Origin of the sequence: Pseudoalteromonas sp. T1lg10 (genome assembly GCF_002964545.1) — a bacterium.
Taxonomy (GTDB): Bacteria; Pseudomonadota; Gammaproteobacteria; order Enterobacterales; family Alteromonadaceae; genus Pseudoalteromonas.
The window spans coordinates 258-22,254 of sequence record NZ_PQBV01000042.1 but is presented as its reverse complement, the minus strand read 5'-3'; the positions used below and the strand labels follow the sequence as shown (position 1 = coordinate 22,254).

Sequence of the window (21,997 nt, the reverse complement as noted above, 5' to 3'; positions counted from 1 at the left end):
TCACACCACTATTGATCACTTTTACTGATTCAAATTTTGCATTATTTATCTTTATTTGATATAAAAAATCAATCAAAACATATAAAAAACAAGGATCAAAGTAACCTAATTTAGAGCCTTGGAAAAAGAGGAAATAAAATGGAATTTATTATTGGGTTATTTGTAATTTATTTGATTTATAAATTATTTAAAGGTAACAGTAAAGCTTCTGCACACAATCCTCCCCCAAAAAGAACTCCCCAACCTTTTTCTGAAAAAACAAAAGTCCCTAAAAGTAGAACCTCATCCCCCAGTATTGCTGTAGGCTCTTCCAGCATAAGTGTATCCAGTTCGTCTAATCATGCTTATTTAGACGATGATGATGACTTTGCTACTTTTACTATTCATACAAGCTTTGGCCGAGAGCCAGAAAAAACAACGAACAAACAAAAAGGTCGATGGATAAGTGTAGATGAACAACTTTCTGTTAATGGAAGACAGTTAACGAAAGGCTTTTTCTACTTTGGTGGAGTAATGAATTCACTAGATGGGTACGGTATAGAGCCATCTCTAGTGGATGATAAACGCCCGGCTTCAAGTCCCTCGGTAGATTCAGAAATATACACTGATGAATCCTTAGGGTACTGGCCAACTTACGCATCCTTATCTAAAGGCTGTAGAGGCGCTTACCTAGATTGGCTCGCCTCTGATCGCTCAAACCCCAATACGCCAATTGGTTATGTCTTCATCTATTTCTACGGGTTTGAGAGAAGAGTCATCGAAAACAAATCAAATAATCAAATATCTAATGAAGAGTACATAGCAATATTTGAAGAAGTGTTGCGTCTCAATAGCGTTTTTAACGCAAATCGTTCGTTCAGAGGATACTCTGCTAATTTCCTCGAACTAATGGCACTTCAAAGACCCGCCTTATTTGAAGATAGACTGTCAGATATACCAGAAACTAATAATGCATTGTCATTCAAAGTAAAACTTGCAACAACTATAGCCAATGGCAACCCTGTAACAGCTCCCTTAGCTTTAGAGTGGCTAAAAAATACATTCGAGTATTCCCTAAAAACTCCCGCCCGTAGATGTGAAGAAGAGTTTAGCCAGCTTTTCCAAATTAGATTTTCTGAAAAGTTTGGCGAAGGAATTTCCGTAAAACCCAATAAAACTAAACTGCGACTTTCATACCATGCGGCAAGTAATGGTGTGCATGGGGTTGATTTGGAGTTGGGTGACTTACCTGATCCAAGTATTCTCAAAAGCCCAATTAAAAAGCTCATTCCTATTGCCGAACAATGTACAGAAGAATTGAGCAGCTATAGCCGTTACTTAGGAAAAGCTGATACCTCAAGGAGTGACATTGCAGCGTTGATGTTATTACCTAAAGAACTGGCAAACGAAGCAAATTCACCAGTTATAGAAACATTTAAGTCTTGGGCAAATCAGATAATTAGTTCAAATGATGGACTAACCACAGTCAAAGAATTCTGGACTCATACAGGTACACCTCTCCCTAAGGCATTTAACAAAAAAGAAAATGAACTTGTCGCTAACTTGGCTGCTAAGGCTGAAATAGGTATTGCGCCAGACCAACGTTTTCACCATGCAAAATTGAAAATCGATGACAACATTGTGCTCTTCTCACCGGGCCATGGAGAGTTTTTTGAGCCAAGCTCGGCATTCAACCAAGTAAGTTTAGCAATTAGGTTAGGGGCAATGGTCGCAACGATAGACGGTACTGTAGATCAGCATGAGAAAATCGCCTTACAAACGTTGATAAACCACGATGACAAACTCTCACCTGCTGAAAAGAACTCGTTAAATGCATATTTAACTTGGCGTCTAAATGCCCCTGTAAATAATACCGGCTTGAAAGCTAGGATTGAAAAACTCGGCGTTCCACAGGTGGAATTCTTGAAAAGATTCATGCTTTCCATCGCTCTTGCTGATGGAAGAATCGATGCTTCTGAAATTAAGCAAATTGAAAAGTTATATACCTCGTTAGGCTTAGATAAATCACTCGTTACAAGTGACATTCATGCGTTTGCCTCCAGTAAACAACCTATCTCAGCCACATCTAAAGGCGCTTCAATTGATAAAAGTACCTTTCAGTTGGATGAAGGTATTCTGGCTATGCATGAAAGTGACACCAACGATGCAAAGAGTATGCTGGAGAGTATATTTGCCGTTGATGAAGAAGCTGAACTGGGAGTGAGCCCCACAGCTGATGTCAATGAAGAAGGCTTAGATAGTCCTTACAAAGAACTTTTTGAAACTTTGATAGCTAAAGAGTCGTGGCCACGTAAAGAAGTTCATGAACTGTGCAGCAAACTAAACATAATGGTTGATGGCGCATTAGAAACTATTAATGACTGGGCTTATGACAAAGTCGATGCGCCAGTTCTAGATGACGATGGTGATATCTATGTCGATCTAGAAATCGTAGAAGAATTGAAGGGATAAACAATGGTTGCAAAAAGAATACGAGCTAAAGAAAGGGATGCAATTATCCAATCTCTGAAGTCAGGTGTGACTCCTAAGATTGGAATCCAGCATATCCAAGTTGGTCGAGTAAATGAATTAAAAGCTCTGATCCAAGACATTGATCGGATCTCAGATGGAGGTTCAGCTTTCAGGCTCATTATCGGCGATTATGGTTCTGGTAAAACATTCTTTTTAAGTGTTGTACGTGCTATTGCTCTGGAGAATAAGCTTGTAACCGTCAATGCAGACTTATCTCCTGATAGACGTATTCATGCATCGGCTGGTCAAGCTAGAAACCTTTACTCTGAGCTAATGCGTAACATGGCGACTCGCAACAAACCTGATGGTAATGCTTTAACCAGTGTAGTTGAAAAGTTCATCACAGAAGCGATTAAAGAAGCTGATACTTCAGGAAAAAGTATAAATTCAATTATCCATGAAAAATTAGCATCACTTTCTGAACTCGTTGGCGGTTATGATTTTGCTAAAGTTATTGAGGCTTATTGGATAGGTCATGAGAAAGATGATGAGATACTAAAAGCTAACGCCATAAAATGGTTACGAGCAGAGTATTCAACTAAAACCGATGCCCGAAATGACCTAGGTGTTCGAACAATTATTTCGGATACATCTTTTTATGATGCGCTGAAATTAATGAGTTTATTTGTCAGACAAGCTGGCTACCAAGGGCTTCTAGTTAACTTAGACGAGATGGTAAATCTATATAAGTTGAACAACACCACAGCGAGAACTTCTAACTATGAGCAAATACTCCGAATTCTAAACGATTGCTTGCAAGGAAGCGCTGAGCATTTGGGATTCCTTCTCGGCGGAACCCCTGAGTTTTTGCTAGATCCACGTAAAGGCTTGTATAGCTATGAAGCACTGCAATCTAGATTGGCAGATAACAGCTTTGCTAAACAAGCGGGCGTGATTGATTATTCATCACCAGCGCTACACCTCGCTAGCTTAACGCCTGAAGAACTTTATATTTTGCTTAAAAACTTGCGTCATGTTTACGCTGAAGGTGACGAAGCGAAGTACTTGGTTCCAGACGAATCTCTCAAAGCGTTCTTACAGCATTGCAGCCAAACTATAGGGGATGCGTATTTTAGAACGCCACGTAACACCATTAAAGCATTTTTAGACATGCTCGCGGTAATCGACCAAAACCCGCAAATTGCATGGCATAGTCTAATCTCATCAGTAGCAATTAATGAAGATAAGCCTTCCGATGTTGAACTCGAAACAGAGGACAATGAAGATGGATTTGCTGACTTCAAACTATGATTGATGAACATGAAAAATTAGACCATCGGATTCAGCGCTGGATATTCAAACAAGGCTGGACTGGCTTACGAGAAATACAATGCCTTGCTATTGAACCTATATTGTCTGAAAAGACAGATGTGCTGATCAGCGCTTCAACCGCAGCCGGAAAGACAGAGGCATTTTTCTTGCCTGCGCTCAGCGCTATAGCACCTCAAGAAACGGGTGTAGGGATCCTTTACGTTAGCCCTCTAAAAGCCCTTATAAATGACCAAGATAGGCGCTTAGAAAGTCTGTCTGACCTGTTAGAAATACCGGTTACTCCCTGGCATGGTGATAGCTCACAGGGCCGAAAGAAGAAATTAAAAGCATCACCATCCGGTGTCGTGTTAATAACACCTGAGTCATTGGAGTCATTACTCATCAGAGACTCTGGCTGGATCAAAGCAGCATTCTCTAATTTGAAATATATCGTTATTGATGAGTTTCATGCCTTTATTGGCTCTGAGCGCGGCCATCACTTACTCTCTTTACTTCATAGACTTGAACACCTTCTCGGAAGACTAGAAACACCAATCCCGAGAGTCGCTTTGAGTGCTACGCTTGGTGAGTTAGAGAAAGTACCTCTATCACTTCGCCCTAATCGCTCTTTACCTTGCAAGATCATCAAAGATACACATTCGACTTCCACCTTGAAGGTTCAGGTAAAGGGGTATGTCAACCCTGCTAACTTAGAAGCTGAGTCTTCCAATGATGCCGAATATACGATCTGCCAAGATTTATTTAAATTTTGTCGAGGCGGAAATCACCTTGTATTTGCAAATAGTAGAAGCCGTACAGAAAGCATTGCGGCTACATTATCTGACTTCTGTGAAGAGAAAATTGTACCGAATGAATTTTTTCCTCACCATGGTTCGCTATCTAAAGATCTTCGAGAAAGCTTAGAAAAGCGATTGCAACAGGAGCATTATCCTACCACAGCGATTTGCACAATGACTCTTGAACTAGGCATTGATATCGGCAAGGTAAACTCCGTAATTCAAGTAACAGCCCCCCACTCTATTTCAAGTTTACGTCAAAGAATGGGACGCTCAGGAAGACGCGGTGGAGCCTCAATATTGCGAATGCTAATCGCTGAAGCTGAATTGACAAAAGATTCTAGCGTCATCGACAAACTGAGGCTGGAGCTTATTCAGTCTCTGGCCATGATCAGACTTCTTATCGGCAGTAAATGGTATGAACCAGCTGATACATCACTTTATCACTTCTCAACACTCCTTCATCAAGTACTTGCGGTTACTGCACAATGGGGAGGAATTAGAGCAGAACAATTATTTAGTTTGCTCTGTAAAGATGGCCCTTTTCAAAACGTTAATGTTGAAAACTTCAAAGCACTACTTGTCCACATGGGCAAAACAGAACTCATAACTCAGTTAGGAAGTGGTGAATTGGTGCTTGGCCTTTTGGGAGAAAAGCTGACAAGCCATTACTCGTTCTATGCTGTTTTCAAAACGCCTGAAGAGTTTCGGATTGTATGTGGAACAAAATCACTCGGAACGCTGCCTGTAGATTCATTGGTATTGGAAGGTCAGCATATTGTTTTCGGTGGAAAACGTTGGAAAGTAAACGACATAGATAGCGAAAAGAAAGTCATTTATGTGGAGCATGCAAAAGGTGGCAAGCCGCCTAAATTTGGTGGTACTGGCTTGAACATACATGATGTTGTCCGGCAAGAGATGTTCCAAATATTAAAAGACGGTGACTACAGAATTTCTGTGGGGGATCAGAAAGTCGACTTCGCTGATTCAGCTGCACGAGAACTGTTTGGTGAGAGCGTACGATATTTCGAAGATGCAAAGCTCTCTAGAGAACCACTGCTCCAGGTTGGCAATACTACTTATATATTCCCATGGCTTGGCGACAAAGTGGTAAATACAATTGTCGCCTTGCTAATCCAACATGGGGTTGAAGCTGGCGCATATGCAGGAGTCATAGAAGTAGAAAAAGCGTCATTAGAAAGTGTTCGCTCAATATTGCTCAAACTTGCTTCAACGGAACTCCCAACAGAAACAGAACTAGCACAACAAGTACAGGAAAAACGTATCGAGAAGTTCGATGAGTTCTTGCCGGAAAGTATTCTATCCATAGGGTATGGAGCAAAAGCGTTTGACATCCAAACTACGGAGCTGTGGTTATTAAGAGCGAAGCCATGAACAGAAAATACGAGGCATTAAATGGGAAGAACCCAGAGAAAGACAAGTAAATACCTAGAACTGTATCGTAAATCTTTTAAAAATAAAGTTAATACTGTTATCTCATTTGCTCCCCCAAATACATCAAAAGACAGGTTTTTCGATTTATTTTCTGAAGTTTACCCCGAAGATGTATCAAGCATGGAACAGCACTTCAAGTTTTACCAAGAGAAAAATAGAAACCGAAAAAAAGGGAAGCCGCTTTTTTTCCCAAATCCAACAGACTTGCTTTATGAGATGGCTAAAGCAAAGTTAAATCACATTAAAGTTGATAGCTGGAACCCGTCAGATGCTGAAGAAGCAAAAAAAGCAGCTCATGAAGATGCTAAACGAGAGAGAGAAAGGAAACTTTTAAGTTATCGGAAAAACAATATATCAACACAAACTGTTACTCCTAAATACATAATAAAATTAATAAAAGCATACTGGAATGAAAAAACTAAAATACGCAGACTATTAATCGTTACAGAGTGCGGAAAATACAAGAACCCAAGAACTATTTTGTTTTTTAGAAAAGTATTAAATCAAGAGTCAGATTGGTTTATACGTAATTACTGCTTTCGAATACTTCAAAAGTTTAACGAGGTTGTATACCTCCCACCTAAAGGAAGAGGGAAAAAAGAGCAATATGATTTATTAGTGAAAGAATTCGGCTGTGATTATAAAGAGGATATTGGAAGAACGCCGCAAGACATCATTAATGAGTTCTATGACGATGATTACATTCAAAACTATAAAGACTTCGATGTATTTATCTCCCATGCGATAAAGAATTCAAATTTAGTTGATAAATTAGTCGAATACTTAAATTCTTGCGGGCTAGTTGCATTTGTTGACTGGAAGAGTGATAGAGAAGACTTAAATAGAACAAAATCTAGCAACTACACTCAAAAAGTTCTAGAACTTAGGATGCGACAGTCTAATTCAATGATTTTAATAAGAACAAAAGATTCAGATATGTCGAAGTGGGTATCGTGGGAAATTGAATACTTCTACTCTCTTAGAAAGAAGATCGCTGTTTTAGATGTAGAAAAAGATATCGTACCTAAGCCAAAATATTTGGAGAGCCTTCCTATAGCTAAATTTATTAGCAATAATTTAATTATATTATCCAATGATAAAAATAAGGCTTTTTGTGAGTGGCTCAAAAATATTGACATGGATCTATTTTAAGTACAATATCAACTTTCCTTAATCTGAATTTGTTCATCTGAATTGTAGATTACTTACCTTTCCAGTATCTTTGTCTAACATCCTTAGGCTGAAATTTAGGGCTCTGGAACCTTTCTTCTTTAGGGGATATACCTAATTTTCTATGAAAAAGCCGGACATAATCCATGTCAAAATGTAAATCACTATCTGAAAGCTCAGGGTTACTTTTCTTAATTATTTTTTCTATTTCTAATGTAGCACCACCAGTAGATGTTACTGGAAGAACATTCTTACCTGGATGACATTTCTGAAATAAATTAAATTCATCAACAATCCCCCCCATTCCTCCAATGAAAACAGCTACATTAAACTTATTTTCATTAAACATACGTTCTCTCATCCGGAATAAACTTTTACTTAGATCATTTTGTACGTTTTCTGTATAAACTACATTTTTAAAATTTTTATTGTCTTCAGGAAATTTATCTTCAAAAAATGACGATTGATATAATTTCACCCATTCCCCATAATCGACCCCCATTTCCTCAGCCACAACTTTTATCATTGGTGTTATAGCTGGATGGCCTCCCCAAACTAAGATCCTTCGTCCCAATGTTACATGGACTAATGCTCTTACGGCTGAAGTAATAGCAACCGAGTTCGATGACGCTGAATATTCAGGTGCTCGCCTTGGATCAGGAACACTTGCTGATAAAAAAATACAGTCTTCCAATTTAGACCTCCCACCCAGCAAGCGCCCATGCAGCATGGGTTATTTTAAGACCTCGAACAGATTTTATATTTTCATCTAACCATTGAAGATGTTTAGACCAAGATGGCCTAATTCCTATATCATCATAGACAAGAACTGGAATTTCATTTCCATCATTTGACTGAGCTTTAACTGCAATATCATTTAATATCTCAGCAGTCGGAATACCTACGACAGGGTATATCCAAAGTTTACGGTCGTCTAATAGACGAACAGCCACTGCTCGATGTGCTCCAATACCTTCAAAGCTAGCACCGATTTTTTCGACATCGGCTCTTAGACGTCCAGTTATAGACATATACCTTGCAGCTATGCTTCTACTCCTAATGCACTCCACTTTCAAAGCTATTTCATCTATTTTTTCGAGTGTCAGTGGTCCGCTGTCTTTCTCTAGATCTTCAGTTTTCAAATAAACTGTTTCAGCCAAATCTGACATTCTGTCCGACTCATGATTTGGCCAAACTACGCGAAGAACATGAATCTCCTTAGCACGAGCACGACCAATTTCTTCTCGTGTCCACCTACTTTCAAAGTAAGTTGGTGTATCTAGCATTATGAGAACATCTGAATCACAAAGTTTATGCCAAAGAGCGTCTTGAAATGGCTCTCCTGGACGGATATCGTGAGTATCTAAGAAGACATCAAAGCCTTTTGCGATAAGCAAGTCGTGCATTTGCAACGCAACATCGCGTGACTCTGTTCGTCTATAGCTTACAAATATTCGTCTTTGACGACGCAATAAGCCCACACACTCCAACATCAATGTAGCTAATTCTCTCATTTCCTGATCATTTTTATTGAGGCTGTAGCCGTTATTTGCCTGCAAAAAATCAGGTATTAGTTGGGAGAATTCTTCTAAATTGGTAACTACAGGTATTATTGGAACACTCTCACGAAATAAGGATTTTGCTACATCTAAATCTACATGTGGCTTCCCGCCAAAATAAACCGATGAAAAAGCAGCAGATCTGTCACGCTGATTAACTGAGTTAGCATCATAAACTTTAATTTCTTCCTCCAAATTAAGGTCAAAATCAGAAGCCATTTCCCCTATTGTATTAATTAAATTCTGACTCTGTTCTGGAGTGACGCACCCTAAAATAGCAAACTCATAAATACCCGTCATACTAACGTCCTGCGGCTTTTGCAGCATCTTCAATCCAGGTTGCGAGGTTATTATATCCGTCGTCATTTACCCAATCATAAGTAGAGTACATCTCTGAAAAGTATGTTTTTCGCCCATTATCTTCAACATACCAATAGTCAAGCGGATTCTTACCTTGAACGTCACTACCCTTTTGCGGATCTTTGATTCGATGAATATCAATAGCAATAATGCCTTTTTTCAACTCATAACTGCGCTTAATTTCGTGTTGAACCCATTTGCGATCAAATGTTTCAGCGCCAAATAAAACTACTGTTACTGAAGTTCCTTTAAGTTGATCTTCAATCCATTTTTCTATACCGCCAGCTCTTCTTTTAGCTTCCTCAAATTCAGCTTTATCATAAAAAGGCTGTGCTTCACCATCACGCCTAACGACCCAGGAATTCCTTACCTGAACTACTCTCCTGACGTCTCGCTGATAATGAAAACTAAAAAATACTTTCCGTGCCATACCGATATTTTCCTTTTAATGTTCGAAACTGCATAAGATATCCTAAAACAGGAGCTCTAAAAGAATAGAGCCAACAATGCAGTAATAAATTTATTATATTTTTGATTTCAACATCTTCACTTTCTAAAACCAGTATGTCATTTATTACTCAAAAGACCAAACACACTTGATTCGCTTCATGGAGCTCTCTATAAACTTTTAAGTCATAAAAAAGGCGAACCATTTCTGGTTCGCCTTCTATACTTAGTTAGTTTCCAACTTCAATTTCAGTTTCCAACTTCGATTACGAGGTTTCCAACTTCCATTGTTGTTATCACTTCATGGATGAATTACTTGCACGGTGGTGATGAATTTCCTCTTGGCCGAAGTCGGCGGCCCGACAAGACAAAAAGTTGAAATGCCAAGGTTTCGATATTTAACAACTTACTAAGTTGCATAGTAATTCATCCCTGAAGTTTGGTTGTCGTCCCCGGCCTTTCGCTGGCTCAAGGCGTTCGCATGCTAAAAATAGTCCACTGGACTATTTTCTTAACGCGCTCACCCAACGCGACAAGATCTCAATTTGAAAAGCCATGTTATCCAGCATTCCTCAGCAATTATGAAATCTTATATTAGCCATTGTCGGCCTGAAGACCGACCTACATCCTTGGCGGCAACGACCGACCTACAAACAAAAAAAAGCGCCCCTTTTCAGGGGCGCTTTCCAAACTTGTTAATCAGCCCTCGCTCTGCAGCGAGAATACAGCCAATTAGTCCTCGCGATACAACTCTACCGCTGGACAAGAACAAATCAAGTTACGGTCACCGAACACGTCATCGATACGTGTAACCGTTGGCCAGAACTTGTTCTTCGCTACGCTTTCAACTGGGAATGCAGCATAGAAACGGTCGTATGCGCGGTTCCAGTCGTTGCCTAGCACATCGGCTTGCGTGTGCGGCGCGTATACTAGCGGGTTGTCTTCAATTGACCATTCGCCGTTAGCAATCTTGTCGATTTCGCTCTTGATTGACACCATGGCTTCGATAAAGCGGTCGATCTCAACCTTAGACTCAGACTCGGTTGGCTCGATCATCAAGGTGCCGGCTACCGGGAATGACATAGTTGGTGAGTGGAAACCGTAGTCCATCAAACGCTTAGCTACGTCCATTTCAGATACGCCAGTGGCTTCTTTGATTGGACGCAGGTCAACGATACACTCGTGAGCAACGCGGTTGTTACGGCCACGGTATAGGATTGGGTAATGCTCGCTTAGCTTCTCGGCTAGGTAGTTGGCATTAACAATCGCTGTTTCGGTCGCTTCACGTAGACCTTCGCTACCCATCATGGTGATATAAGCCCATGAGATAGGAAGAATAAGCGCTGAGCCGTAAGGGGCTGCCGATACCGCGCCGTTGTCTACATTGGTACCTGGTACGTTGATCACGCTGTGGTTAGGCATAAATGGCGCAAGGTGTGATTTAACACCGATTGGGCCAACACCTGGGCCACCGCCACCGTGTGGGATACAGAATGTTTTGTGCAGGTTAAGGTGCGATACGTCTGAACCGATAAAGCCTGGGCTGGTTACACCTACTTGCGCGTTCATGTTGGCGCCGTCCATGTAAACCTGGCCGCCGTGCTGATGCACTATGTCACAGATTTCACGGATGGTTTCTTCGTATACGCCGTGCGTAGACGGGTATGTGATCATGATGCACGATAGGTTTTCTGACACCGCTTCAGCTTTCGCTTTAAGGTCAGCCATATCCACGTTACCTAGCTTGTCACAATCAACCACTACGATCTTCATGCTGGCCATTTGTGCCGATGCAGGGTTAGTACCGTGCGCAGAGCTTGGGATCAAACATACGTTACGGTGACCTTCACCGCGTGACTCGTGGTATTTACGAATGGCGATAAGACCTGCGTATTCACCCTGAGCACCTGAGTTAGGCTGTAGTGATACGGCATCGTAACCCGTGATGTTTACCAACCAGTCGTGTAGTTCACCAATCATGATCTGGTAACCGGCCGCTTGATCCAATGGGCAGAATGGGTGCAGGTTTGCAAACTCTGGCCAGGTGATTGGGATCATCTCAGCGGTCGCGTTTAGTTTCATAGTACATGAACCTAGCGAGATCATTGAGTGGTTAAGCGATAAGTCTTTGTTTTCTAGACGCTTGATATAACGAAGCATCTCAGTTTCGCTGTGGTACGAGTTGAAGTTCGGGTGCGTTAGCACTTCGTCATCACGTACCAGGCTTGCAGGGATAGACTGTGAACCATTAGCGCTGATTTGTGCATCAAGTGCTGCTACGTCCAGACCATGACCTTCACCTAGGATGATGTCGAATAGCTCTAGTACGTCTTCACGTGTTGTGGTCTCAGATACAGAGATTGAGTACTCACCGGCGTGATTAGTCGCAAAGTTCACTTCTTTCGCTAGTGCGCGTGCAATAACTTCGTCTTTGTTGTCAGCAACAACGGTAATGGTGTCGAACCAGGTGTCGTGCTTAAGAGTAACGCCCTTTTCTTTCAGACCAGCGGCTAGGATATCGGCGAAGCGGTGGATACGCTCAGCGATGGTTTTCAGGCCTTGTGGGCCGTGGTAAACCGCGTAGAAGGCAGCCATGTTTGCTAGTAACACCTGAGCAGTACAGATGTTTGAGTTCGCTTTTTCACGGCGGATGTGCTGCTCACGTGTTTGCATTGCCATGCGCAGTGCGTCGTTACCTAGGCGGTCTTTTGAAACACCGATGATACGACCTGGTAGTGAACGCTTGTAGGCATCACGCGTGGTGAAGAAGGCCGCGTGTGGACCACCGTAACCCATAGGCACACCAAAACGCTGTGCTGAACCAAGTACTACGTCTGCACCTAGTTTACCTGGGGCTTTAAGTAGCATAAGCGCCATGATGTCTGCAGCAACACAGGCTAGTGCTTTTTTGCTTTGTACAGCAGCGATAAGGTCAGTTAAATCAACCACTTCACCGCTTGTTGTTGGATACTGGAATAAGGCACCGAAGATCTCATGGTTTGCCGCTTCGCTTGCAGGACCAATGATGATGTCAAAACCAAACTGCTCGGCACGTGTTTTTACCACGTCGATAGTTTGTACGTGAACGTCTTCTGCAATAAAGAATGCGTTGGCTTTTTTCGCTTTAGAAACGCGCTTAGCAAGAGCCATGGCTTCAGCCGCAGCAGTTGACTCGTCAAGTAGTGACGCGCTTGCAAGGTCAAGACCGGTCAAGTCCATTGATAGGGTTTGGAAGTTAAGCAGTGATTCCAAACGACCTTGGGCGATCTCTGGCTGGTATGGCGTGTAAGCCGTGTACCAACCTGGGTTTTCTAAAACGTTACGCAGGATCACGTGAGGTACATGCGTCGGGTGGTAACCCTGACCTATGTATGATTTGAATACCTTGTTTTTGCTGGCTACTGATTTTAGGTAGCTTAGGGTTTCAACCTCAGTGCGGCTTTCGCCAATTTGCAGGCCGTTCTCAAGACGAATGCTAGCAGGAACAGTTTGTTCCATCAGCGCTTCAACACTCGATACTCCAAGAGCACTTAGCATGTCGCTCATTTGCGCCGCGCTTGGGCCAATGTGACGACGAATAAAATCTTGCTTCTGCTCTAACTGTTCAAGAGATTTGGCATTTGACATGTGTCCAGATTCCTATGATCCAAGAAATTTAATGCGGTTTAGTGGGGGTTATTGCCAACAAATATGGCATTGCACCAAACCTGTAAGGGTGCCGATATGGCGGCACATCTACACTAACCCGATACCCAGGTACCTGGGGTTAGTATCAAAAAAGCCCCAAAACGGGGCTTTTCAGGGCCGACGCCCAAACGACTAATTAGTCTTCGTCGATGTTGTTCTGGTAGCCTTCTGCGTCAAGCAGATTTTCAAGCTCAGACTCATCAGATGCTTTAATACGGAATAGCCAGCCGTCACCGTAAGGGTCGCTGTTTACCGTTTCAGGTGCATCTTCAAGCTCTTCGTTAATAGCAACGATTTCACCGCCGATTGGCGCGTAGATGTCTGAAGCCGCTTTTACAGACTCAGCAACGGCACAGTCTTCACCTGCGTCTACTTCGTCACCAACTTCTGGTAGTTCTACGAATACCATGTCACCTAGAAGCTCTTGCGCGTGCTCTGTGATACCTACAGTGTAAGTACCATCGCCTTCAGCGCGTACCCACTCGTGTGAACTAGCGTACTTTAACTCGCTTGGAATGTTGCTCATTGTCTGTTCCTTTGGTGTAAATTTATATTCTTATACTACGGCTTTACCTTGACGCACAAAGCAAGGTTTAACCACTTTAACATTGACTAATTTTTTACGCATTTCAACCTGCGCCGTTTCACCGATTTCACGCGGTACACGGGCAAGTGCAATACTGTGACCTAGTGTTGGTGAGAAGGTACCCGAGGTGATCACCCCTTCGCCCGCTTCACTTACTACTTTTAAGCCACTGCGTAATACGCCTTTTTCTTCAAGCACAAGACCAACAAGTTTGTCGGTGCTCTTGTCAGCGCGTTGTTGCTCTAATACTGCACGGCCGATGAAATCACGCTCTGCAGGTTCCCAGGCAATGGTCCAAGCCATATTGGCCGCCAGCGGAGATACGCTTTCGTCCATGTCCAGACCGTATAGGTTCATACCTGCTTCCAAACGTAAGGTGTCACGCGCACCCAGACCAGCCGGTGCTACACCTGCGTCTAGCAGCTGCTGCCATAGGTCAGCGGCTTGCTCGTTTGGTACTACGATTTCGTAACCGTCTTCGCCAGTATAGCCTGTTGTGGCGATAAATAAATCACCGGCCTGCACACCGAAGAATGGCTTCATATCGGCCACGGCTTCTTGCTGTGCTGCACTTAGTACGTTTGCTGTTTTTGCTTTGGCGTTAGGGCCTTGCACGGCGATCATGGCGAACTCAGGACGCTCGGTCACACTCACGTTGAAATCGGCAGAAACGGCAGCCAGGTGGGCTAAGTCTTTTTCACGGGTCGCCGAGTTAACCACTAAGCGGTACTCGGTGTCGCTGAAGAAATAGATGATCAAATCGTCGATCACACCGCCTTGCTCGTTAAGCATGCCTGTGTAAAGCGCTTTACCGGCAACGGTTAGCTTAGCAACGTCGTTTGCTACCAATTTTTGTAGGAAAGCTTTGGCGTCATCGCCTTGAACGTCAACTATGGTCATGTGTGATACGTCGAACATGCCAGCGTCGGTACGCACCGCGTTGTGCTCTTCGATTTGCGAACCGTAATTGATCGGCATTTCCCAGCCGTGGAAATCAACCATTTTTGCACCGGCTTCCAGGTGCTTGGCATGTAGAGGTGTTTTAGAAGACATAATATTCCTTCACGTTTTACAAACCCAGTATGGTGGGCGTGGCCTCGATTATCGAGGGGGAATAACATGGGCCGCGATTATACATAAGTTGTTCGCCGCTGGCACCCAAATTAACGATTACTTTTTTAACATCTGGCAAAAGATGCTTACATAACCCAGTGCGCCCATTTAAGCAGCTTGTGCTTGGGGGTTAAAACGAGCGCTGGTTAGGCTATGGGTTAAATCCGTTAGCGTCGATGACAAGGCAAACACGCGATAGTACTGCTGTGCGTCCTTAGCACTGGCGATAACAAAACAGTCATCGCACTGCACGCCATAATGCTGGCTGTTATCGCCAAGCGCCATGCCCATATACAGGCTGAATTGCTGGCTAAGGAACTCACCGGCATCGGGACCGCTAAAGTGTAGGCAATTTAGCTCGGGACGGGGCAAAATATCCACATCAAACGACTCGCTGGCCGTATCAAGCACTGCCAGCAGCGGCTCGGCGTCGTTGGTTACTATGCGCAGCGCGGTATCGCTTAAGAAGAAAACATCAAAGCTGAGCGCCTGCTCTGGCAGCTCATAACGCACCGCCATGCCGGTTTTATTGGCCCAGTTCAAGGTGCTGGTCTTCAGGCTTTGTAATAACAAGAGCACTTCCGAGCCGCCGAGATCGATGATCTGTTCATTAGCCGACACAAAGGTATTGGTCTGGGCGTTTTCTGCGCCGTGATGACGGGCAAAAAAGAGAGATTGGATCGTCATGGCTGCCTCAACTTGTGATTTTTAAACTGTTGGCAGTATAGGGCTGGGCCAGAGCAACAACAAATTGTAATTTTTTATCGATTGATAAATAATTGCAATGTATATAGGCCAATAAATTTCCTTTACTAATATGAAAAATATCCCCATGGACAGTCTGCGCACCCTGGTCACCGTTGTTGACGTGGGTGGTTTTGCCAAGGCCGGTGAGCTGCTGGGGCTGTCGCAACCTGCGGTCAGCCTGCAAATAAAGCGCCTCGAAGACTTACTCGGCCGTAAGCTGTTTAAAAAGCAGGGCCAACGCCAGGTGCTCAATCATCAGGGCGAGCAACTGCTGCCGTTGGCCAAGCAGATCCTCAAGGAAAACGACGCCATCTTGCAGCTCTTTAGTAATGAAACCGTCACCGGTAAGGTGCGCTTAGGCATTCCCAGCGAATTTGCCGCCAGTATTTTGCCCGCCATTATTGGCGATTTTGTTTCTCTCTATCCGGATGTGTCGCTGGAGGTGAAATCCGAGCTCAGTAAACAGCTGATGCACGTGAGTAACCGCGAAGAGTTTGACCTGCTACTGACCTTGGTGGAACAGCTGGATAACCCCCACTACCCAAGCTTTTTGCAGGATCAGCTGGTGTGGGTAGGCAATACCTCCATCAAGGCGAACAAGCCGGTGACCTTAGTGGTGGCGCCACAGGGTTGTATTTATCGCCGCCGCGCCATCGATGCCCTGGAGCAGGCCGGCATTCCCTGGCGTATTGTCTATACCAATGCGGATTTGACCGGACTCACGGCGGCCATTAAGGAAGAGTTGGGGATCACTGTATTGGCACGTAAAACCGTGCCCGAGGAGCTGCCCTTTACCACACACACCGACATGCTGCCGGTGCTTGGGCAAGTGGGCATTAGTTTGATTAAACGTGCTCAGGAGCCGGCCCATGCCATCGACAAGCTCGCCGAGTTTATTACCTTGCGCCTGAGTTAAAGGGCGTCTGTTTACTTGCCGAGCGCCTGCTCGGCAAACACCTGCTTCAGCGGCTTGATATCGTTCACCGCACTTAAGCCTAAACCGCGTACCAGCTTCTTAATGGGGTTGTTACCGGCAAACAGGGTTTTTAGCCCCTGCATGGTGGCAATATGCTTTTGCGCGTCGAGCTTACGCTCGCGCTCATAGGTGCGCAGTGCACGTTGAAGATCGCCCTCGCCGCTTAACAGTGGCTCGGCCAGCAACTCGGTAAAGCGCGCCGCATCTTTTAACCCCAAGTTCATACCTAAACCCGCTAACGGGTGTATGGTGTGAGCCGCATCGCCCATCAACACGATACGCTCCTTCACCCATTGACGGGCGTAGCGCATGGTCAGTGGGAAGACCGGGCGTTTGGACTGTACCTCACACAGGCCACACTGACCGTCAAAGGCGGTGTAGAGCGCTTTGTTAAACTCTTCGTCAGTCATGCTTTGATAGGCTTGTGCCTGTTGCGGTGAGCACGACCAGACGATGGAGTGCATATGCTCGTCGGCCAGGGGTAAAAACGCCAGAGGGCCGTCCGGCAAAAACACCTGACGGGCGCACTGCTCATTGCCCTGCTCGGTTTTAATGGTGGCGACCAGGGCATGGTGATCATAATCTTTAAAGGTAATGGGCAGATTAAAGCGCTGGCGTACGCCTGAGTTGGCGCCGTCTGCGGCAATCAAGAGCTCACACATCACCGGCGAGCCATTATCCAGCGTGAGTAATACATTGCTGTCGCTTTGGTGAATGTCTTTATAGGCGTGATTAAACAACAGGGTAACATTAGCTTGCTGCTCTAATCTGGCTACCAGAGCACGATGAATAACATCGTTCTCGATAATATGGCCCAAATGGGTCACATCGTAATCATCCGCACTGAAATGAATATGGGCGAAGCTGTCTTTATCGCGTACATCCATTTGCGTATAAGGACTTATACGCTGCTCTTGCATCAGCGGCCAGGCGCCGAGCTCTGTAAACAGGGCTTCGCTGGCCTGGTTAATGGCACTGACGCGCAGGCCGTATTCGTCGCTTAAAGGCGCGCATTTATCGCCGGCATCTATGACCACCACACAGACGCCTTGCAGGCTCAGTGCTAGCGCCGCACTTAATCCAACACAACCGCCGCCAACCACGGCTACCTTCGCTTGAAACATGCGTTAATTAAACCCCATTAATTGTTTTGCTAATGGCTGGCGCAACGAACTGCATAGTTGCATTGCCGCCAAACCCACACTGCGCCCAAGGGCTATGGTGCGCGAGCCATTGGAAAAAGTACGCACTAGACCGTCGGTCAGTGTCATCACCCGGGTAATGTCGTCGGCGCGCGCCTGAGCGTAGGCCGAAGTAAAGGCGTATGTGCCCAAGTCATCGCCAGCATAGGCAATTTTGGCCACCAATTCTTTGATGTCGCGCAGGCCCAGGTTAAAGCCTTGCCCGGCAATGGGATGAATGGCATGGGCGGCATTGCCTATCACTACGGCGCGATGGCTGACAAGACTATTCGCTCTGCCCCACACCAAGGGGTAAACACTGCGCTCGCCGACCTGGGTAAAGAGCCCGGCGCGATAGCCGAACTCCTGCTGTAGTCTGGCAACAAATTCGTCGCTGGAGGCGTCTTGCAAGTCGCCTAGCTTATAGCCTTGGTCGCACCACACCAATGAATAGCGCTTACGCGACATGGGCAGTAAGGCCAGCGGGCCATGGCTGGTAAAGCGCTCAAAGGCCTGACATTGATGGTCGTCCTGCACTTCGACATTGGCAATCAGGGCATGTTGGGTATATTCCTGGGTATCAAAATCCAGATGTAATAACTTGCGCGTGGGTGACTGGGCGCCATCGGCCACCACTAACAGCTTGGCGCCTAACTCGGTGCCATCGTCCAAAGTGATCTGGTTATGTGTCTCATGCATGCTTACCGCGGTGACTTTCGCAGGGCAAAATTGGGTCACTTGTTGATGGCTTGCCAACGCACGATGTAAGGCCTGACCCCAGGGGCGCACCTCAACCACGTAACCCAGGGCATCAAGACCATAATCCGCATGGCTGATCTGGGTTTTGCCAAAATGTCCGCGGTCCGATACCTGCACCTGTTTAATGGCACAGGCATAGTCGCTGTGCTCTTTAAACAGGCCGTATTGCTTGAGGTAGTGCACCGAGTCGGCGGCCAGGGCAATGGATCTATCATCAAAGCTGGGGTGATAATCGTTACTGGGCTGGTAGGCCTCGATAACAGCCAAACGTAAATTAGGACACTGCTGTGCTAAGACATTCGCCAATGTGCCCCCGGCCAAACCACCGCCTACAACCACCACATCAAAGTGCTGCACCTGTTAGCTCTCCTGCATTAGCGCTTCTATTTCGGCTACTTCTTTGGGCACCGAGGCGGTGAGATTTTCATGGCCATTTTCGGTGACCAGTACATCGTCTTCAATGCGAATGCCAATACCGCGATATTGCTCTGCCACCGGCGCATCTTCGCTGATGTAGAGGCCCGGCTCTATGGTCAGCACCATGCCTGGCTCGAAAGGACGGTCTTTTTCGTCTTGCTTATACTCACCCACGTCATGCACATCAAGGCCAAGCCAGTGGCCAAGGCCGTGCATATAAAAGGCACGATAGGCCTGACTTTCTAATAGCTCGTCAAGCTCGCCTTCTAGCAAGCCAAGATCAATCAGGCCCTGGGTAAGAATACGGTTTACCACCTTGGCGGTTTGCGCCAGGGTATTACCTGGCTTGACCATATCCAACGCCGCATACTGTGCCTTAAGCACCACGTTATATACGGCCTTTTGCGCGTCAGAAAATTTGCCGTTAACCGGGAAAGTACGGGTAATATCGGCAGCATAGCCGGCCAGCTCACAGCCCGAGTCAATCAACACCAGATCGCCGTCTTTGAGGGTCGACTCGTTTTCGGTGTAGTGCAAGATGGTGGCGTTATCGCCACTGCCCACTATGGTGCCGTAGGCCGGATAACGGGCGCCGTTCATGGCGTAATGATGATGTAATTCGGCTTCGAGTTGATACTCGGTGGCTCCGGCCTTGGCAAAACGCATGGCGCGCTTGTGACCATCGGCACTGATCTGACCCGCCTGGCGCATAAGCTCTTGCTCGGCGGGTGATTTAAATAGGCGCATTTCATGCACCAGGGTGCGAATATCGCGGATCACCTCAGGCGCACGATAGCCTTTTTTAGGGGCGCCACGCAGGGTATTGAGTAAGGCAAAAACCTGGTCGTCGACGTCTTTATACACGCCCTGACCATAGTAGAGGGTGGCTTTTTGGTTCACCGCATCGATGAGGCCCTGATCCAGCTCGGCAAGGGTGTAGGCATCATCGATAGGGAGCTGTTCTTTAGCAGCATCGGCGCCCATACGGCGACCATGCCAGATCTCGGCGGTTTTATCTTTTGCGCGACAGTACAGGATGGACTTTTGCTCTTCGCCTTTGACCAGTACCAACATGGCATCGGGCTCATTAAAGCCGGTGAGATAGAAAAAGTCGCTGTCCTGGCGGAACGGGAATTCGGTATCGCGGCTGCGGGTAATTTCCTTGGCAGCGGGAATAAGGGCAACCGAGTTGTTTTTCATTTGCGCCAGCAACTGGTGCTGGCGCGCGCGGTATTCTGCGTTAGTGATATTCATTAGTGTAGCGTCTTTGAAGTTGGCGCCGTGCTCTCTCGTTTACCCAGCTCGGCAAAGCAAAGCATGGCCGATACGCGCACATACTCCAACACTTCATGCAGTGCCTGCTTGTCTTCTTCGGTCTCATCAAAGTGGGTATCAAGGCGGCTGATTTCGGTGAAGTCCTGGATCACTTCTTTTACGTCATCGCTTAGCTTGCCGTAATCTTTTTGCTTTAAGCCAAAACCCAGTAAATAGCCGTTTACCCAGGCAACCAGGGCATTAGCTTGATCGATCAGGCTTTCTTCTTCGTCCGGCAGCAAAAGCTCAAACTGCAACTGCTCATTGGAAAAGCTTTCAACTGCTTGGGAGTAGAGTTCACTCAACCATTGTTTGAGGGTCTTTTCAAAACTAATGCCGTCATTAAGCACATCGCTAAGAAGACCCAGGTAATCTTTTTCTTCGATATCCAGACCACAGGCCAGGAGCCCTGTGATAATTCCCTGCACTTCGGAGGGCATAACAAAGATGTCGTTACTTTCTAAGAGTAGTTGGGCTTGCTGATAGCTAGGTTGTTCGCTCATGATTGGCTCGCGTATGACGAAAAATATTGATTTCAATGCCCAATGCTACCATCGCTGCGAGAGCGACTCCACCGTATTGTTACCACCCAAGTATGATAGCGATCAAATAACGCCCAGCTTGTTTACTTTGCCCGCACTTAGAAGGAAATTTTGTGATTAAGCTGTATCCCTGTTGCTGGGTCTTATATACTAAAGGTGTTCCCTAGCTTGTTGGCCAGCGAATGACGTCCCTGAGCCGATAATTTTTATTTAGGAATGCATTTTGTAGGCTACTGCGCAAGCTCGGCATGTACCGAGAAGCCTACGGCTTACAGGTGTCTTCCGCCTTGAACCTTAGGGTTCAAGGGCTGATATTCGTAACCGCAACGCCGGGGAACACCCTTCCTTCTTTTTCTAAATCTTATCTTATTTACTCACAGACAAGAGTTGGCTTATACCTTTAATAGCCAAGATCTCAGGTTCTCCCTTGTGAGTTATACCAATTTTGTTAAGTATGTGATCAGATATTTAGCACGCTAGAATGATTAGCTATTTAAGTGAATTGATATAAGTCCCTTGTAGGTCGGGGTTTACCCCGACAAGGTGCAGATACATGTCACAATGACATGCCGCATTGTCGGCCTAAAAGGCCGACCTACAAACGCAAAAAACCCGCTCATTGAGCGGGTTTCTGTAAATAGGAGCTTGGTGCGTTACGCAGTAAGATGCTCTACTTCGTAGCGACTACCTTCGTAGCGACTACCTTCGTAGCGACTACCTTCGTAACGACTACATTCGTAGCGACTACATTCGTAGCGACTACATTCGTAGCGACTACATTCGTAGCGACTACTTTACTTCGGGCTATCCTGCCCTTGCCCTGCGGGTCGCCTACGCGATGTAAAGCTGTTCCCTACAGCTTTATCACATGGATGAATTCGCTTCACTCAGCTTTTTTCCTGCCATGTTCAAGTAGAGTATCAATGCTTTTAAACGAAAAAACCCAGCTATAAGCTGGGTTCTTCGTATAATTAGGAGCTTGGCGATGTTCTACTTTCACATGGCAAATGCCACACTATCATCGACGCTGTTTCGTTTCACTACTGAGTTCGGCATGGGGTCAGGTGGTTCCAAAACGCTATGGTCGTCAGGAAAAATTGTAAATTCGGAAAGCTTTATAAGTAA

General features: G+C 45.4%; 16 protein-coding genes, 1 rRNA gene and 1 other RNA gene. 6 read left to right on the top strand and 12 right to left on the bottom strand.

Annotated elements, in window-relative coordinates; all coding sequences use genetic code 11:
- Nucleotides 1–138: 138 nt before the first annotated feature.
- The 4 genes from C2M17_RS11375 to C2M17_RS11360 are packed head-to-tail and all read left to right on the top strand — an operon-like array spanning nucleotide 139 to nucleotide 7,166.
- On the top strand, nucleotides 139–2,451 hold the full coding sequence (locus C2M17_RS11375; protein WP_105200886.1) for a tellurite resistance TerB family protein: 2,313 nt from the start codon (nucleotides 139–141) through the stop codon (nucleotides 2,449–2,451).
- Nucleotides 2,452–2,454: 3 nt separating this feature from the next.
- Complete coding sequence (locus C2M17_RS11370; RefSeq protein ID WP_105200885.1) at nucleotides 2,455–3,762, top strand: ATP-binding protein; 1,308 nt, start codon at nucleotides 2,455–2,457, stop codon at nucleotides 3,760–3,762.
- On the top strand, nucleotides 3,759–5,954 hold the full coding sequence (locus tag C2M17_RS11365; RefSeq protein WP_105200884.1) for a DEAD/DEAH box helicase: 2,196 nt from the start codon (nucleotides 3,759–3,761) through the stop codon (nucleotides 5,952–5,954). Before C2M17_RS11370 ends, C2M17_RS11365 begins: the two co-directional genes overlap by 4 nt.
- Before the next feature lie 21 nt (nucleotides 5,955–5,975).
- A complete protein-coding gene (locus C2M17_RS11360) occupies nucleotides 5,976–7,166 on the top strand; it encodes a toll/interleukin-1 receptor domain-containing protein (RefSeq protein ID WP_105200883.1) in 1,191 nt (396 codons plus the stop codon).
- A gap of 49 nt (nucleotides 7,167–7,215) precedes the next feature.
- Here C2M17_RS11360 and C2M17_RS11355 read toward each other — a convergent pair whose 3' ends face one another.
- The 7 genes from C2M17_RS11355 to C2M17_RS11325 all read right to left on the bottom strand — a co-directional run bounded on the left by C2M17_RS11355 (nucleotide 7,216) and on the right by C2M17_RS11325 (nucleotide 15,623).
- The gene (locus tag C2M17_RS11355; RefSeq protein WP_105200882.1) at nucleotides 7,216–7,878 is read right to left on the bottom strand and encodes an SLOG domain-containing protein; all 663 of its coding nucleotides are present in this window, start codon (nucleotides 7,876–7,878) and stop codon (nucleotides 7,216–7,218) included.
- A 1-nt stretch (nucleotide 7,879) separates the two neighbouring features.
- The gene (locus C2M17_RS11350; RefSeq protein ID WP_105200881.1) at nucleotides 7,880–9,043 is read right to left on the bottom strand and encodes a toll/interleukin-1 receptor domain-containing protein; all 1,164 of its coding nucleotides are present in this window, start codon (nucleotides 9,041–9,043) and stop codon (nucleotides 7,880–7,882) included.
- A 1-nt stretch (nucleotide 9,044) separates the two neighbouring features.
- Complete coding sequence (locus tag C2M17_RS11345) at nucleotides 9,045–9,533, bottom strand: TIR domain-containing protein (protein WP_105200880.1); 489 nt, start codon at nucleotides 9,531–9,533, stop codon at nucleotides 9,045–9,047.
- Between the two features lie 749 nt (nucleotides 9,534–10,282).
- Nucleotides 10,283–13,177, bottom strand: a complete 2,895-nt coding sequence (gcvP, locus tag C2M17_RS11340) for an aminomethyl-transferring glycine dehydrogenase (RefSeq protein ID WP_105200879.1) — start codon at nucleotides 13,175–13,177, stop codon at nucleotides 10,283–10,285.
- 196 nt (nucleotides 13,178–13,373) lie between these two features.
- A complete protein-coding gene (gene gcvH / locus C2M17_RS11335; protein WP_105200878.1) occupies nucleotides 13,374–13,763 on the bottom strand; it encodes a glycine cleavage system protein GcvH in 390 nt (129 codons plus the stop codon).
- A gap of 30 nt (nucleotides 13,764–13,793) precedes the next feature.
- Complete coding sequence (gene gcvT / locus C2M17_RS11330; protein ID WP_105200877.1) at nucleotides 13,794–14,876, bottom strand: glycine cleavage system aminomethyltransferase GcvT; 1,083 nt, start codon at nucleotides 14,874–14,876, stop codon at nucleotides 13,794–13,796.
- Nucleotides 14,877–15,044: 168 nt separating this feature from the next.
- Nucleotides 15,045–15,623 (bottom strand): hypothetical protein, encoded by a 579-nt coding sequence (locus tag C2M17_RS11325; RefSeq protein WP_105200876.1) that lies wholly within the window; start codon nucleotides 15,621–15,623, stop codon nucleotides 15,045–15,047.
- A 130-nt stretch (nucleotides 15,624–15,753) separates the two neighbouring features.
- On the opposite strand from C2M17_RS11325, the gene C2M17_RS11320 reads away from it, so the two are divergent.
- On the top strand, nucleotides 15,754–16,599 hold the full coding sequence (locus tag C2M17_RS11320; RefSeq protein WP_105200875.1) for a LysR substrate-binding domain-containing protein: 846 nt from the start codon (nucleotides 15,754–15,756) through the stop codon (nucleotides 16,597–16,599).
- 11 nt (nucleotides 16,600–16,610) lie between these two features.
- Here the strand turns inward: C2M17_RS11320 and C2M17_RS11315 are convergent, their stop codons facing one another.
- The 4 genes from C2M17_RS11315 to C2M17_RS11300 are packed head-to-tail and all read right to left on the bottom strand — an operon-like array spanning nucleotide 16,611 to nucleotide 20,833.
- Nucleotides 16,611–17,783 carry an FAD-dependent oxidoreductase gene (locus C2M17_RS11315; RefSeq protein ID WP_105200874.1) on the bottom strand — a complete coding sequence of 391 codons (1,173 nt, stop codon included), beginning with the start codon at nucleotides 17,781–17,783 and terminating at the stop codon, nucleotides 16,611–16,613.
- Nucleotides 17,784–17,786: 3 nt separating this feature from the next.
- Nucleotides 17,787–18,956: a 2-octaprenyl-6-methoxyphenyl hydroxylase gene (ubiH, locus tag C2M17_RS11310; RefSeq protein WP_105200873.1), complete on the bottom strand. Its 1,170-nt coding sequence runs from the start codon at nucleotides 18,954–18,956 to the stop codon at nucleotides 17,787–17,789.
- A gap of 3 nt (nucleotides 18,957–18,959) precedes the next feature.
- Complete coding sequence (pepP, locus tag C2M17_RS11305) at nucleotides 18,960–20,270, bottom strand: Xaa-Pro aminopeptidase (protein WP_105200872.1); 1,311 nt, start codon at nucleotides 20,268–20,270, stop codon at nucleotides 18,960–18,962.
- Nucleotides 20,270–20,833, bottom strand: coding sequence for a UPF0149 family protein (locus C2M17_RS11300; RefSeq protein ID WP_105200871.1), 564 nt, complete (start codon nucleotides 20,831–20,833; stop codon nucleotides 20,270–20,272). The genes pepP and C2M17_RS11300 overlap by 1 nt, the downstream gene beginning before the upstream one ends.
- A 196-nt stretch (nucleotides 20,834–21,029) precedes the next feature.
- Between C2M17_RS11300 and ssrS the strand changes: the two genes are divergently transcribed.
- Nucleotides 21,030–21,212: non-coding RNA, 6S RNA (gene ssrS, locus C2M17_RS11295), on the top strand.
- Nucleotides 21,213–21,849: 637 nt separating this feature from the next.
- Here the strand turns inward: ssrS and rrf are convergent.
- A 5S ribosomal RNA gene (rrf, locus tag C2M17_RS11290) occupies nucleotides 21,850–21,964 on the bottom strand.
- Between the last annotated feature and the right edge of the window lie 33 nt (nucleotides 21,965–21,997).